General features: G+C 73.0%; 12 protein-coding genes. 6 read left to right on the top strand and 6 right to left on the bottom strand.

The features are described 5' to 3' along the window. Window positions 1-122: 122 nt before the first annotated feature. Together prpB and ASG05_RS11880 are read right to left on the bottom strand one after the other, a co-directional pair. Window positions 123-1,022, bottom strand: a complete 900-nt coding sequence (gene prpB, locus ASG05_RS11885; RefSeq protein ID WP_056261011.1) for a methylisocitrate lyase — start codon at window positions 1,020-1,022, stop codon at window positions 123-125. Next, complete coding sequence (locus tag ASG05_RS11880; RefSeq protein ID WP_082486738.1) at window positions 1,022-2,680, bottom strand: MmgE/PrpD family protein; 1,659 nt, start codon at window positions 2,678-2,680, stop codon at window positions 1,022-1,024. The genes prpB and ASG05_RS11880 overlap by 1 nt, the downstream gene beginning before the upstream one ends. A gap of 240 nt (window positions 2,681-2,920) precedes the next feature. On the opposite strand from ASG05_RS11880, the gene ASG05_RS11875 reads away from it, so the two are divergent. Beyond that, window positions 2,921-3,628, top strand: a complete 708-nt coding sequence (locus ASG05_RS11875; RefSeq protein ID WP_056261008.1) for a hypothetical protein — start codon at window positions 2,921-2,923, stop codon at window positions 3,626-3,628. A gap of 144 nt (window positions 3,629-3,772) precedes the next feature. On the opposite strand, the gene ASG05_RS11870 is transcribed toward ASG05_RS11875, so the two are convergent. The 3 genes from ASG05_RS11870 to ASG05_RS11860 all read right to left on the bottom strand — a co-directional run bounded on the left by ASG05_RS11870 (window position 3,773) and on the right by ASG05_RS11860 (window position 7,301). Then, the gene (locus tag ASG05_RS11870; RefSeq protein WP_082486737.1) at window positions 3,773-4,813 is read right to left on the bottom strand and encodes an acetamidase/formamidase family protein; all 1,041 of its coding nucleotides are present in this window, start codon (window positions 4,811-4,813) and stop codon (window positions 3,773-3,775) included. Next, window positions 4,810-6,264, bottom strand: coding sequence for an APC family permease (locus tag ASG05_RS11865; protein ID WP_056261006.1), 1,455 nt, complete (start codon window positions 6,262-6,264; stop codon window positions 4,810-4,812). Before ASG05_RS11865 ends, ASG05_RS11870 begins: the two co-directional genes overlap by 4 nt. A gap of 110 nt (window positions 6,265-6,374) precedes the next feature. Further along, complete coding sequence (locus ASG05_RS11860) at window positions 6,375-7,301, bottom strand: proline iminopeptidase-family hydrolase (RefSeq protein WP_235491499.1); 927 nt, start codon at window positions 7,299-7,301, stop codon at window positions 6,375-6,377. 127 nt (window positions 7,302-7,428) lie between these two features. Between ASG05_RS11860 and ASG05_RS11855 the strand changes: the two genes are divergently transcribed. The 3 genes from ASG05_RS11855 to ASG05_RS11845 all read left to right on the top strand — a co-directional run bounded on the left by ASG05_RS11855 (window position 7,429) and on the right by ASG05_RS11845 (window position 10,811). Next, on the top strand, window positions 7,429-8,229 hold the full coding sequence (locus ASG05_RS11855) for a FadR/GntR family transcriptional regulator (protein ID WP_082486736.1): 801 nt from the start codon (window positions 7,429-7,431) through the stop codon (window positions 8,227-8,229). Window positions 8,230-8,345: 116 nt separating this feature from the next. Continuing rightward, the gene (locus tag ASG05_RS11850; protein WP_056261002.1) at window positions 8,346-10,073 is read left to right on the top strand and encodes an alpha-glucosidase; all 1,728 of its coding nucleotides are present in this window, start codon (window positions 8,346-8,348) and stop codon (window positions 10,071-10,073) included. Window positions 10,074-10,112: 39 nt separating this feature from the next. Further along, window positions 10,113-10,811, top strand: a complete 699-nt coding sequence (locus ASG05_RS11845) for a hypothetical protein (protein WP_056261001.1) — start codon at window positions 10,113-10,115, stop codon at window positions 10,809-10,811. Window positions 10,812-10,961: 150 nt separating this feature from the next. Here the strand turns inward: ASG05_RS11845 and ASG05_RS11840 are convergent, their stop codons facing one another. Next, a complete protein-coding gene (locus ASG05_RS11840; RefSeq protein WP_056260999.1) occupies window positions 10,962-11,852 on the bottom strand; it encodes a siderophore-interacting protein in 891 nt (296 codons plus the stop codon). A 206-nt stretch (window positions 11,853-12,058) separates the two neighbouring features. On the opposite strand from ASG05_RS11840, the gene ASG05_RS11835 reads away from it, so the two are divergent. Together ASG05_RS11835 and ASG05_RS11830 are read left to right on the top strand one after the other, a co-directional pair. Then, window positions 12,059-12,637 carry a MarR family winged helix-turn-helix transcriptional regulator gene (locus tag ASG05_RS11835; protein ID WP_056260996.1) on the top strand — a complete coding sequence of 193 codons (579 nt, stop codon included), beginning with the start codon at window positions 12,059-12,061 and terminating at the stop codon, window positions 12,635-12,637. A gap of 51 nt (window positions 12,638-12,688) precedes the next feature. Continuing rightward, a complete protein-coding gene (locus ASG05_RS11830) occupies window positions 12,689-13,195 on the top strand; it encodes a DinB family protein (RefSeq protein WP_056260993.1) in 507 nt (168 codons plus the stop codon). Window positions 13,196-13,333: the final 138 nt, after the last annotated feature.

The following is a 13,333-nucleotide window of genomic DNA, read 5'->3' as shown; positions in this document are numbered from 1 at the left end:
TCCGAGCACCGCAGAGTGGACAAGGCGCCGCCGCATGACGCGGTGCGCTGTCCACTCGACGGTGTCTGGCACCGGCGTCAGCGGGCGGCCGGTCAGCCCTCAGCTTTCAGCCCTTAGCCCGGTCAGCCCTCCAGCGTGAAGTCGTAGACGCCGGCGTCGAAGCGTGCGTAGCCGGGGTAGTCGATCAGCTCGTAGAGCTCGGCCCGGGTCTGCATGGTCGGCACCTGCGACTCGAGCGTGCCGTCGGCGGCCAGGGCGTCGAGGGCCCGGGCGGCCGCGCCCATCGCGGCGCGCATCAGCGACACCGGGTGGATGACCATGCTCACCCCGACGTCGTGCAGCTGCTGCCGGGTGAACAGTGCGCTCTTGCCGAACTCCGTCATGTTGGCCAGCACCGGCACGTCGAGCGCCGAGCAGATCGCCTCGAACTCGCCGAGGTCGGCCATCGCCTCGGCGAAGATGGCGTCGGCGCCGGCGTCGACGAGGGCCTGCGCCCGGTCGACCGCCGCCTGGAGCCCGTCGATCGCCCGGACGTCGGTGCGCGCCATGATCACGAGCGACGGGTCGCGTCGGGCGTCGACGGCGGCCCGGATGCGCCCGGTGGCCGTGGCCGCGTCGACGACCTGCTTGCCGTCGAGGTGGCCGCAGCGCTTGGGGTTGACCTGGTCCTCGACGTGCAGCCCCGCCACGCCGGCGGCCTCGAGGGCTTGCACGGTGCGGGCGACGTTCATCGGCTCGCCGAACCCCGTGTCGGCGTCGACGAGCACGGGCAGGTCGGTCATCGACGCGATCTGCCCGGCGCGGGTGGCCACCTCGGTCAGCGTGGTCAGGCCGATGTCGGGCAGCCCGAGCTCGTTGGCCATGACGGCGCCCGACACGTAGACGCCGTCGAAGCCCTTCTGCTCGATCAGGCGGGCGGTCAACGGGGTGAACGCCCCGGGGAACGTCAGCGTGCGCTCGTCGGCGAGCCCGGCCCGGAACGCCGCACGCTTGTCGGCCGCGGTCACCGTCGAGTACAGCATCAGAACAGCCCGCCGGGCTGGTCGGCCGCACCCGCGAGGGCGTCGGGCGCGACGATGCCGAGCCGGCGCACCTCGTCGGCCGTCAGCGAGGGGAGGCGCGTGGCCAGGTCGACGAACCGCTCGACCTCGGCGTCGGGCAGCACGCCCTCGGCCAGCGTGCGGAACTTGCGCACGTAGTCGTCACGCCCGAAGGGGCGCGCCCCGAGGGGGTGCGCGTCGGCGACGGCGATCTCGTCGACGAGGGTCGTGCCGTCGACGAACTCGACCTCGATGCGGCCGCCGAAGGCCTTCTCGGCCGGGTCGGTCGAGTGGTACCGGGCCGTCCACGCGGGGTCTTCGGCCGTGGTGATGCGCTGCCACAGGTCGACCGTGTCGGGCCGCTGCGCGCGGGCCGGGGCGTAGCTGCGCTCGTGGTGCCACTCGCCGTCCTGCAGGGCGACGGCCACGATGTACGGGATCGAGTGGTCGAGCGTCTCGCGGCTGGCCGTGGGGTCGTACTTCTGCGGGTCGCCGGCGCCCGAGCCGATCACCACGTGGGTGTGGTGGCTGGTGTGCAGCACGATGCTCCGCACCTGTGACGCGTCGCGCAGCGCCGGGTGCGAGCGGCCGAGCCGGCGGGCCAGATCGATCCACGCCTGGGCCTGGTACTCGGCCGAGTGCTCTTTCGTGTAGGTGTCGAGGATGCCCCGCTTCGACGCCCCCGGCGCCGGCAGCGGCACGTCGTACGAACCGGTGGGCCCGTCGAGCAGCCAGGCGATCACGCCGTCCTCGCCCTCGTAGATCGGCGCAGGGCTGCCCTGCCCGCGCATCGCCCGGTCGACGGCCTCGACCGCGGCCTTGCCGGCGTACGCCGGGGCGTAGGCCTTCCACGACGAGATCGCGCCCTTGCGGGACTGCCGCGTGGCGGTCGTCGTGTGCAGCGCCTGGCCGATCGCCTGGTGGACCACCTCGGTCGACAGCCCGAGCATCGTGCCGAGCCCGGCGGCGACCGACGGCCCGAGGTGGGCGACGTGGTCGATCTTGTGGGCGTGCAGGCTGATGGCGCGGACGAGGTCGACCTGCACCTCGTACCCGGTCACGATGCCGCGCAGCAGGGCCGCGCCGTCGAGCCCGCGGTGCTGTGCCACGGCGACGAGGGCCGGGACGTTGTCGCCCGGGTGCGAGTACTCCGCCGCGAGGAACGTGTCGTGGAAGTCGAGCTCGCGCACGGCGACCCCGTTCGCCCAGGCGGCCCACTCGGGCGAGACGGGGTGCTCGGGCGCGACGCCCGTGACCTGCGAGCCCGCGCCTCCCGTGGTCGGCGGGTGCGCCAGCGCCTGGTCGCGGGCGACCGCGACCGGGGCGCGCAGCAGCGACGCGGCCGAGACCGCGGCGTTGTCGATCAGGCGGTTGATCACCATCTCGGTGACGTCGTCGTCGATCGGGGCGGCGTCGGTCGCGAGCGCGGCCAGGCGCCAGGCGAGCTCGTCCTCGCGGGCCAGCGGCTCGTCGCTGCGGTGCACGCGCACGGTGTGCACCACGAGGTCGGCCGTCGGGGCGGTCGGCCCACCCGTCACCCCGGACGAGGAGGCGCGGGTCGCGTCGACCCCGCCACCCGCGTCGGTCGTCGCCCCGGCCTCGTGCTCGTGCTCGGACGCCTGCTGGTGCTGCGTGCTCATCGGCCACCCTCTCTGGTGGGGCGGACCTCGTCGGGCCCGCCGTGCGCCGTCGTCGGTGACGGCCGTGTCGTTGCCGACCAGTCTCGCATCCCGTGCCGGACCGGGGCCGAGCCGCCGCCGTGACGCGATCGTGACCCGCGCGGGGCCCAGGTCATCCTGACGGACGAGTCCGCGGGGCAGACCGATCGGTACCGTCGGAGTCGACGAGCACCGGTCGTCGACGAGCAGGAGGGCACGATCATGACGCACACGACCACGAAGCACACGGCGATCACCACGGGGGCGACCATCGGCCTCGTCCTGGCCCTCGCGACCGGCTGCACGCCCGGCCCCGGCGGCGCGACCCCCGACCCGTCGGCGTCCGGCTCGGCGTCGACCGGCCCGACCGCGTCGTCGACGGCCACCCCGACGGCCACCCCGTCGGGCACGCCGACGCCCGAGCCGACCGCGACCGACCCCGGCGGGTCCGGCCCCGTCGCCGTGCCGACCGACTGCACCGAGATCGTCGACCAGGCGACTTACGCCTCGACCTTCGGCGACATCCCCCTCAACCCGGTCGAGTTCGGCGGCTCGGGCACCAGCTCGGGCGTGGTGACGCCGTCCACCCCGGCCGCCGGGGCCACCGCCCGCGACGTCGTCGCGGTGGCGACCGAGCTGTCGTGCCTCTGGCGTGACCCGCGCTCCGACGTCTCGGGCATCTCGGTCGCGATGGGCCACCTCGAACCGGCGGCCGGCGCCGCGGCCCTCGACGGCTTCGCGTCCGAGGGCTACACCTGCACCGCACTCCACGAGGGTCGCAGCTGCCAGCTCGTCACGCCCGACCCGCAGTACCCGGTCGACCGCACCCAGACCTACTGGGTGAGGGACGACGTCGTCGTCACCGTCGACCAGACGAACGTGCCGACCGACGACCTGATCGGCTCGATCGCGACGCGCCTCTGGGGCTGACGCCGCGCCTCCCGGGCCTGTCGCACCGTCACCTGGACGTCGCACCGCCGAATGCGGCGGTGCGACGTCCAGTCGGCGGTGCGATGCGGAGCGGCGCCGCGCGACGCCCCGCCCGCGGCGCGACCCCGCCCGCCGCGGCGTGCGCTAGAGGACGCTCTTGGGGACGCGGTGCAGCGTGACGGCGCCGACGGCGGCGAACGGGTGCAGCGGGTCGGGCGCCGCCGAGCCGGTCGGCCCGCCGAGCCGCGAGTGCCCGACCGCGCTGAGCACGGCGTAGGCGTCGCCGCGCGACCAGCCGTGGTCGTCGACCAAGAACGAGAAGGCGTCCTCGTAGCCGCGCCGGACGCTCTCCTGCACCGGGTCGCCCAGGCCGACGAAGATCCAGTCGTCGGCGGTCTCGATGCGCGGCGCCCGCAGACCGAGCCCGGGCACGAGGTCGACCGAGACGACGGCGGTGCCCTCGGCCTCGATCGCCACGAACGACGACTCGCCCTCGGCCATGATCGCGTGCACGTCGCCGATCGAGAGGTACGCGCCCTCGACCATCACCGGCAGGTAGACCGTCGAGCCGACCGTGTTCTCGGTGACGTCCATGTTGCCGCCCTGGGGGTACGCGGGCATGATCGTCGAGTTCTCGCCCTCGGCCGGAGCGGTGCCCATGCAGCCGATCATGGGCCGCGCGTCGAACACGTGCCGGTCGGTGACGTGCACCCCGTCGGAGTCGATCGGCACGCGACGGGTGAACATCTCGTCGCCCATCACGTGCTGCAGCGCACCCGACCCGGGCAGGCTGACCGACCAGCCGTGCTCGATCAGCCGGATCTCGTGCACCGTCACGGCGAGCGCGTCGCCCGGCTTCGCGCCCTCGACGTAGACCGGCCCGGTGACCGGGTTGATCGGCACCGACAGCTTCGCCAGGTCGTGGTGCTCGTGCAGCTCGGCGTAGACCGCGTCGCTCGTCTCGAAGCCGATGCGCTCGCCCGTCCCGGGTTCGATGCGCAGCGCCGGCTCGACCGAGGCGGTGAAGCCCGGGCGGCCGTGCTCCTTGCCGAGGAAGTGGTCGATGCCGTCGTGCCGTGGCCCCGAGGAGGCGCGGGTCGGCTCCCCGACGGAGGCCCCGGCCCCCGGGTCGGTCCCGGCGCCCTCGGCAGCAGCGCCGTCGCCGGCAGAACCCGCGGCGGTCATGCGTCGTGCCGCTCGGAGTCGGTGGCGGGGGTGGACGCGACCGCGGCGTCGTCGGCACCCTGCCCGAGGGTCGGCGCCGCGCCTCCTCGGCTGCGGTAGTAGAAGAAGACCCCGGCGCCGACGACGAGCCAGATCAGCCCGCCGATCTTGGCCGCTGGTGCGGCGTTGACCAGCACGTAACCGATGATCACGAACCCGACCACGGGCACGACGAGGTGCAGCAACCAGTTGCGCGACTTCTTCTTGACGACGTAGTGGACGACCACCGACACGTGCAGCAGCATGAAGCCGAACAGTGCCCCGAAGTTGACCAGCGACGAGATGACGTCGATCTGGCCGACGAAGAACAGCACGAGCACGGCCGACAGCGCCGACACGACGAGGATGGCCGCCTGCGGCACCTGGCGCGTGTTGATCCGCGAGAGGAACGCGGGCAGCTGCCCGTCGCGGCTCATCGAGAACAGCAGGCGCGAGGTCGCGGCCTGCGCGGCCATGGCGTTGGCGATGCCGACGGCGAGCACGTTGACGACGAAGAACGCCGTCGCCCAGCCGCTGTTCGAGGCCTCGCGCACGAGGTCGAAGAAGGCGTTGCCGGCCTCCCCCTCGGGGAACGAGTCGCGGCCCGCGGCGAGCGCACTGGCGAGCCAGGTCTGCAGCACGAAGCAGAACGCGACGATGAACAGGGCGATGATCATGGCCTTGCCGGCCCCGCCGCGCTTGCCGGTGCTCTCTTCGGCGAGGGTCGAGATGCCGTCGAAGCCCAAGAAGCTCAGCACGGCGATCGACAGCGCGGACGCGATCAGGGGTGCGGTGACCTTGCTGGAGTCCCAGACCGGGTCGGTGGTGAACTCGGCGCCGGGGATGGTGCCGCCGTTGAGGGCCGTCACCGCGATGATGACGAAGATCACGATGAAGACGACCTCGATCGCGAGGAACACCCGGTTCATCAGCTTGATCGAGCTGATGCCCAGCAGGTTCACCGCGGTGTTGATCGCGACGAAGATCAGTGCCCACATCCAGCGGGCGGTGCCGGGGAAGATGCCGATCATCGACTCGGCGGCGAAGACGTAGAGCAGCGTCGGCACGAGCAGGTAGTCGAGCAGGATCGCCCAGCCGGCGAAGAACCCGGCGACGGGGTGGATGCCACGGCCCACGTACGAGAAGACCGAACCGGCCAGCGGGATCGACTTGGCCATCTGCGCGTAGGCGAGCGCCGTGAAGATCATCGCGACGAGGCCGACCAGGTAGACGAGCGGCACCATGCCCGACGAGGCGTTGTAGACGGTGCCGAAGATCGCCCAGGGCGCGATCGGCACCATGAAGATCAGGCCGTAGATCAGCAGGTCGCCGGTCGACACCGACCGCTTCAGCTCTTGCTTGTAGCCGTACTGCTCGAGTTGCTGCTGGTTGCTCAGCTCTCCGCCGTCGGCGGCCTTCGTGTGCAGGGACATGGTGTGCTCTCTCGCTCGGGTGGGGGTGGGTCGGTTGCGGAGGTGGGGACGCGGCCCGCGCCGGTTCGGNGGCGCGGGCCGCGCCGGTCAGGAGGCGCGGGTCGCGTCGGTCAGGAGGCGCGGGTCGCGTCGGCGGCGTCGTCGTGCGACGCCAGGAACCCGGCGACGACGGCGCGGAACGCCTCGGGCTGCTCGAGGTGCGAGCAGTGGCTGGCGCCGGCGAAGACGTGCGAGCGGACGTCGGCGATGCCGTCGACGAACGGCTGCCACGTCGCGGGGGTGGCCTCGTCGTGCTCGCCGGCGACGACGAGGGTCGGGGCGGTGACCGACGGCAGCCGGTCGACGATCGTCCAGTCGCGCATCGTGCCGATGACGTGGAACTCGTTCGGCCCGTTCATCGTGTGGTAGACGGTCGGCTCGGCCTCCATCTGCTCCTCGCTGTCGACGAAGTCCTGCGGCATGGGCACCACGCGGCAGACGTGACGTTCGTAGAACTCCTGCGTGGCCGCGAGGTACTCGGGGTCGATGGTCGTGCCGTCCGCCTCGTGGCGGGCCAGCGCCTCCTGGGTGTCGGCCGGCAGCTGCGCCCGCAGCTCGGCGGCGCCCTCGACCCAGAGCTGCATGGACGCGGGCGAGTTGCAGATCGCCAGGCTCGTCAGGCCGTCCGGTGCCGTCACGGCGATCTCGGCGCCCAGCATCCCGCCCCACGACTGGCCGAGCAGGTGGTACCGCTCGAGGCCGAGGTGGGTGACGAGGGCCTCGAACTCGGCGACGAAGAGGCTCGCCTGCCAGAAGCCGACCGGGGCGTCGGGCAGGTGGGTGCTGCGGCCGCAGCCGAGCTGGTCGTAGTGCACGACGGTGCGACCGGTCTCGTCGGCGAGGGCCTCGAGGTTGCGCAGGTAGTCGTGGGCCATGCCCGGGCCGCCGTGCAGCACGACGAGCGGCAGGGCGCCGTCGCGCGGCTCGTCGGGCGTGGTGACCCGGTACCAGGTCTCGGCGTCGTGGAACGGGGCGGTGCCGGTCGTGATCGTGGACATGCCGGTGAGCATGCACCCGCCTAAGGTCTCGCGACAAGACCTTTCTCGATGCCTTAATCTGCTCGTAACACGACGAGGCCTCGCGGGCGGTGCACGCGAGGGCGGTCAGGGGCGGGACGAGGACGCGATGAGCCAGGACGACAGCCGAGGAGGCGCGGGCGGCGCACGCCCGGACGTCGCGGTCGACGGCGCCCTCGGTGGTGCGCTCGGGGCGCCGCTCGCCCCCACGACCCGCGTCGACGACATCACCGACCGGCTCGTCACGGCCATCACGATCGGTGAGTACCTGCCCGGCTCGCGCCTGCCCCCCGAGCGCGACCTCGCCGCCTCGTTGCGCGTGGGCCGCATGACCGTCCGCGCCGCGCTGGCCCGGCTGGTCGAGCAGGGGCTGATCGTGACGCAGCGCGGGCGCGGCGGCGGCTCGTTCGTCCAGGCGCCGACGCCGGGCTCCGGGGCGGACGTCGTGCGCCGCACGCTCTCGGCGCGCTGGTCGGACCTCCGCGACACGAGCGAGGCGATCAGCCGGCTGCACGGCGTCGTCGCCGAGGCCGCTGCCGACAACCGCTCGAGCGACGACGTCGACCGACTGCACGACCGGCTCGAGCGCTACCGCGCCGCACCGTCGGGGCTCGCGTCGCAGCAGGCCGACGAGGCGCTGCACGTCGCGATCGCCGAGGCCGCGGGCAACGCCACGCTGCGCGGCGTGCTGTTCGACCTGGAGGCGCGGGTGAGCATCTCGGCGCCGGCGCACCTCTGGGGCGGGCCGGACGGCATGCGCGAGATGGAGCTGCGGGCCCTCGCCGACCACGAGGCGCTCGTCGCCGCGATCTGCGAGGGGCGGGCCTCCGACGCCGCGGCCATCGCTCGCGAGCACGTCAAGATCGACCTCGAGCTGCTCGAGCGCGAGCTCGGTCGCGCCGCGCCCTGACCCCGCACCCGCGCCTCCCCGCCCCACCCCCTCGATCGGCGCACAACACCTGCCTAGGCAAATCGCCCACTGCCGAACGCGAGGGTGCGCCGTCGCCACCGTGACAGGCTGGGCGCGTGAGCGACTCGACGACGAACGACACCACCCCCTCCGCCCCACCCGCCTGGTGGACGACCGCAACCGTCTACCAGATCTACCCGCGCAGCTTCGCGGACTCGAACGGCGACGGGGTCGGCGACCTCGGCGGCATCCGTCAGCGGCTCGGGCACCTGCGCGACCTCGGGGTCGACGTGATCTGGCTGTCGCCGATCTACCGCTCGCCCCAGGCCGACAACGGCTACGACATCAGCGACTACGACGACGTCGACCCGCTGTTCGGCACGCTCGACGAGTTCGACGCGCTGACGGCCGAGGTGCACGCGCTCGGCATGAAGCTCGTGATGGACCTCGTCGTCAACCACACGAGCGACGAGCACGCCTGGTTCGTCGAGGCCCGCTCGTCGCGCGACTCCCCGAAGCGCGACTGGTACCTCTGGCGCGACCCGCTGCCCGAGGGCGAGGGGTCGGACGCCGCCGGCACGCCCGGCGCCGGCACCTACCCGACGGCGTGGCGCAGTGCCTTCAGCGGCCCGGCCTGGACCCTCGACGAGGGCACCGGCCAGTACTACCTGCACATGTTCGCGTCGAAGCAGCCCGACCTGAACTGGGAGAACCCCGACCTGCGTCGCGCCGTCTTCGACATGATGAACCGCTGGCTCGACCGGGGCGTCGACGGGTTCCGCATGGACGTCATCAACCACATCGCGAAGGAGCCCTCGTCGCTGGCGCCGGGGGCGTCGCACTTCGTGATGGGCGGCCAGATCCACGACCACCTGCGCGAGATGCACCGCGAGGTCTTCGCGCACCGCAGCGACCGCGAGCTCATCACGGTGGGCGAGATGCCGGGCGTGACCGTCGACGACGCGAGGCTCTTCACGGCGGCCGACCGGCACGAACTCGACATGGTCTTCCAGTTCGAGCACGTGGGCCTCGACCACGGCCCCGCCTCGAAGTTCGACAACCTGCCGTTCGACCTCGTGGCCCTCAAGCGCTCGCTCTCGCGGTGGCAGGAGGGCCTCGCCGACCAGGGCTGGAACAGCCTCTACCTCGGCAACCACGACCAACCCCGCTCGGTGTCGCGCTTCGGTGACGACGGCCGGTACCGGGTCGAGTCGGCGACGCTGCTGGCGACCGTGCTGCACCTGCACCGCGGCACGCCGTACGTGTACCAGGGCGACGAGATCGGCATGACGAACGCCGGCTTCACCTCGATCGAGCAGTACCGCGACATCGAGTCGATCAACTGGTTCGACGAGTCGGTCGCGGCCGGTGCCGACCCCGAGGCCCTGCTCGAGTCGCTGCGCTTCCGCAGCCGCGACAACGCCCGCACCCCCGTCCAGTGGTCAGGAGGCGCGGCGGCGGGATTCAGCACCGGCACCCCGTGGATCGAGGTGGTCGCGAACCACGACGCCGTGAACGTCGAGGCCGACCGGGCGGCAGGCGACCGCTCGGTGTTCGAGCACTACCGGCGCCTGATCGCGCTGCGCAAGGAGTCGCCGGTCGTGGCGCTCGGGTCGTTCGAGCTGCTGGCACCGGACGACGAGCAGCTGTACGCCTTCACGCGCACGCTCGGCGACGAGCAGCTGCTCGTCCTGGCCAACTGGTCGGGCGAGCCCTACGAGCTCGATCCGGCCCTGCACCCGGCGCTGCGGCGCCGCTCGGTGCCGCAGGTCGTGATCGGCACCCGGCCCGGCGGGGCCGGGCTGACGCTCGCGCCGTGGGAGGCCCGCGTCCTGCGCGGCTGACCCGCACCTCCCCTCGCCGGCACCGGTAGCGTCGGTCGGGTGAGCGATCCCGACGACGCGCCCGCGCCTCCCGACGGCCCGACCGAGCCCGACCCGACACCTGCCGACCCGACACCCGCCGACCCGACACCCGCCGAGCTGCCGCACGGCTGGGTGCGCATCGGCGAGCGCCGCTGGTGGTCGACGTGGGTCGGGGCGACGACGGCGTTCACGTTCTTGCTGGCGTTCCAGGGCGTCAACTTCGTCTTCCGCATCGCCGAGGTGACCTTCCGCTGGGACCTCGCCCTGCTGATCGCCGTCGCGGTCACGGCCGGGATCTTCGCCGTGGTCACCCTCATCCGCAACGCCCGTGCCCCGCAGCCCTGGGTCGACCTCGACACCGGGCGGCTGCGCGCCGGCGACCGGCAGCCGATCCCCCTGGCCCAGATCGACCGGGCCGTCCTGACCACGGCGCCCGTCGGCAAGGGCGGTCGCGTCCTCGTGCTGCGGGTGACCGCGAAGGAGGCGCGGGTCGAGTTCATCCTGCGCGACCGGCAGGACGCGACGCTCGACCCGACCTCGACCGCCGTGCTGGTGGAGGCCCTGCGCCGCACCTCCATCGCCATGCCGACCTCGATCCACGACCCGAGCGGTCGCTTCGCGCGCTACAACTTCCCCGGCCACGTCGACCGCGACGACGCCGTCGCCCTCGTCGAGCACCCGCCCGCCGCCGGGGACCCGCTGCCCGCGGCCTGGTGACCGGCGCCTCCTCTGGCTCTCGTCCCCGACCTGGTCGCACCACCGTCGCGTCGTCGAACCACGCCGGAAGGTGGTTCGACGACCTGACGGTGGTGCGACCTCGTCGCCAGCCCCCTGCGCCGGTCTGGTCCGCGACCCCGGGACGGCCCGTCAGCGCTTCCAGTACCCCGAGAACGTGATGCGGTTCTTCGGCAGCCCCGCCGCGTGCAGGTGCCGCCGACCGCCGGTCGCCAGCGCCGACTCGCCGACGACGTAGGCGTAGGCCCGCGGGTCGGCCGCCGAGCGCGACAGCAGCGCGGCGAGCGCCCCCTCCCCCGGCGCGACGCCCGCGCCGCCGGCGTCGCCGCTGCCCACGCGGTCGGCGTCGCCGCCGAACGCACGCGGGTCGAGCTCGTCCCGCACGACCCACGTCACCTCGACGCCCGCCGGTGCGTCGAGCGGCCGCACGTCGGCACGGGTCGGCACCTCCTGGATCACCGAGCCTACGGAGGCGCGGTGCAGCGACCGCACGATGCCTTCCGTCCCCGGCAGCCCGGTCTCGTCGGCGACGAGGTGGATCTCGGTCGCGTCGTCGGGAGCGTTGAACAGCACGCCCTGGTCGAGCAGGCCGAGGGCGTCGCCGGGGCGGGCGGCGCTGGCCCAGATCGCCGCGCCTCCTTCGAGCTCGCCGGACCCGCCGCGGTGCAGCACGAAGTCGATGTCGAGCTCGGCGCGCGAGGCGGCACCGTCCGGCCCGGCGTGCGCCGGCCGGAACTCGCGCACCGTGTAGTTCGCGCAGTGCGGTCGCTCGGCCTCGGGGATCGCCAGGTACTGCGCGTACCAGAGCGAGGTCGCGGCCCGCGGCAACCTCAGCGACTCGCTGCCGGGCAGCTGCAGGAAGAGCCTGAACCACTGGTCGAAGCCCATGCCGCCGAACTCGTGCAGGTCGTCGCCGACGACGGTGACGCGCTGGAAGCTCGGCGAGACGCGTTCGGAGCGCAGCACCTCGAGGCGGTGCACTCGGGGGTCTGCGGGCTTGACGGGCGAACGACGGGTCGACATGAGGTAAGGCTAACCTAATAACATGCGGGTGGCGGTGGGCTCGGGGAGGACATGGCCCGAGGCCCAGGTCCTCCACCCGCACCCGTCGATCGATCCGCCCGGGTGATTCGAAGCTCGAACAACTCACCTGGCGAGGTAACCTGGGCTTCCCGGGGAGGCGAGTCGCGCCTCCTCGTCCGCCTCCGTCGCCTGCAGAGAGCCACCTCATGTCCGACGTCTCGCCCCAGCCGCCCGCCGGCTCCGCGCCGCCCCTCGACGACGAGGGCAAGCTCGACGTGACGCTGGTGCTCGAGGCCTACCGGTCGTTGCAACAGCAGGGCGACCGCGTGCAGAAGCTCGTCGCCGACTTCTTCGGCATGGGCACGACCGACCTCCGCTGCCTGACCTTCATCGCGAACGACCACGACACGACGCCGAAGCGGGCGGCCGAGTTCCTCGAACTGTCGACGGGAGCGACCACGAGCCTCGTCGACCGACTCGAGGGCGGCGGCTACATCATCCGGCAGCCGCACCCCTCCGACCGACGGAGCGTGCTGCTCGAACTCGCCCCCGCCGGGCGCGAGGCCATCGACCAGATCGACGAGTTCTACCGTCGCGCGTTCCGCGACGCGGTCGACCCCAACCACCTCGACTTCCTGGCCGTGGCGATGCGGGCCATCGGCGACTCGCTGACGCGCACGGCCGCGGAGGGCGAGGCCGTCGCCGGCGACGCGGGCGCGGGCGACTCCGCTGCGGGCGACGCCGTCGCGGGCGACGCCGTCGCGGGCGAGACCGCCGAAGCCTGAGCCCGCACGAGCCCCGGGCCGGGCGCGCGCGGCCGGTCGTAGGGTGGGCCGATGACCCCCTCGGACGTCCTCGTCGAAGCCTTCTCGCGCCTCCCTGCCGTCGCCGTGCGGGCGGTCGCCGACCTCTCGGTCGACGACCTCGCCTGGCGCCCCGACGACGAGGCGAACACGATCGCGTGGCTCGTCTGGCACACCGCCCGCGGGCAGGACGTCCAGATCGCCGACCTCGCGGCGACCGACCAGGTGTGGACGGCCGACGGCTGGGCCAAGTCGTTCGCCCTGCCGTTCTCGCCGGCCGAGATGGGCTACGGCATGTCGCCGTCCGACGTGGCCGCGGTGCGGGTCGACGCCGAGCTGCTCGTGGGCTACCTCGAGGCCGTCACCCTGCGGACGCGGGCCTACCTCGAGGACCTCGACGCCGCCTCGTACGACGACGTGGTCGACGAGGCATGGGACCCTCCGGTCACCGCCGGCGCCCGCCTCGTGAGCATCCTGAACGACTGCGTGCAGCACCTCGGCCAGGCCTCGTACGTCCGCGGCCTCTTCGACCGCCGCTAGCCCCTCGGCCGCCGGCCGCCATAGCGCCGCAACACCCCGAGCGGCGATACCGCGGCACCGCCGAGTGGACACGACACCCCCGCATGACGCGGTGTGATGTCCACTCGGCGGTGTCGTGTGATCCTGCAGGCCCCGACC

The organism is Frigoribacterium sp. Leaf186 (assembly GCF_001423905.1).
Taxonomy (GTDB): domain Bacteria; phylum Actinomycetota; class Actinomycetes; order Actinomycetales; family Microbacteriaceae; genus Frigoribacterium.
Note: the sequence above shows the minus strand (reverse complement) of the source record. Positions and strands in the feature narration are given on the sequence as shown.

Bases quoted from the DNA above. Each gene is read 5' to 3' on its own strand.
- prpB (WP_056261011.1), bottom strand. From the start codon at position 1,022: ATGCTGTACTCGACGGTGACCGCGGCCGACAAGCGTGCGGCGTTCCGG.
- ASG05_RS11880 (WP_082486738.1), bottom strand. From the start codon at position 2,680: ATGAGCACGCAGCACCAGCAGGCGTCCGAGCACGAGCACGAGGCCGGG.
- ASG05_RS11875 (WP_056261008.1), top strand. From the start codon at position 2,921: ATGACGCACACGACCACGAAGCACACGGCGATCACCACGGGGGCGACC.
- ASG05_RS11870 (WP_082486737.1), bottom strand. From the start codon at position 4,813: ATGACCGCCGCGGGTTCTGCCGGCGACGGCGCTGCTGCCGAGGGCGCC.
- ASG05_RS11865 (WP_056261006.1), bottom strand. From the start codon at position 6,264: ATGTCCCTGCACACGAAGGCCGCCGACGGCGGAGAGCTGAGCAACCAG.
- ASG05_RS11860 (WP_235491499.1), bottom strand. From the start codon at position 7,301: ATGTCCACGATCACGACCGGCACCGCCCCGTTCCACGACGCCGAGACC.
- ASG05_RS11855 (WP_082486736.1), top strand. From the start codon at position 7,429: ATGAGCCAGGACGACAGCCGAGGAGGCGCGGGCGGCGCACGCCCGGAC.
- ASG05_RS11840 (WP_056260999.1), bottom strand. From the start codon at position 11,852: ATGTCGACCCGTCGTTCGCCCGTCAAGCCCGCAGACCCCCGAGTGCAC.
- ASG05_RS11835 (WP_056260996.1), top strand. From the start codon at position 12,059: ATGTCCGACGTCTCGCCCCAGCCGCCCGCCGGCTCCGCGCCGCCCCTC.
- ASG05_RS11830 (WP_056260993.1), top strand. From the start codon at position 12,689: ATGACCCCCTCGGACGTCCTCGTCGAAGCCTTCTCGCGCCTCCCTGCC.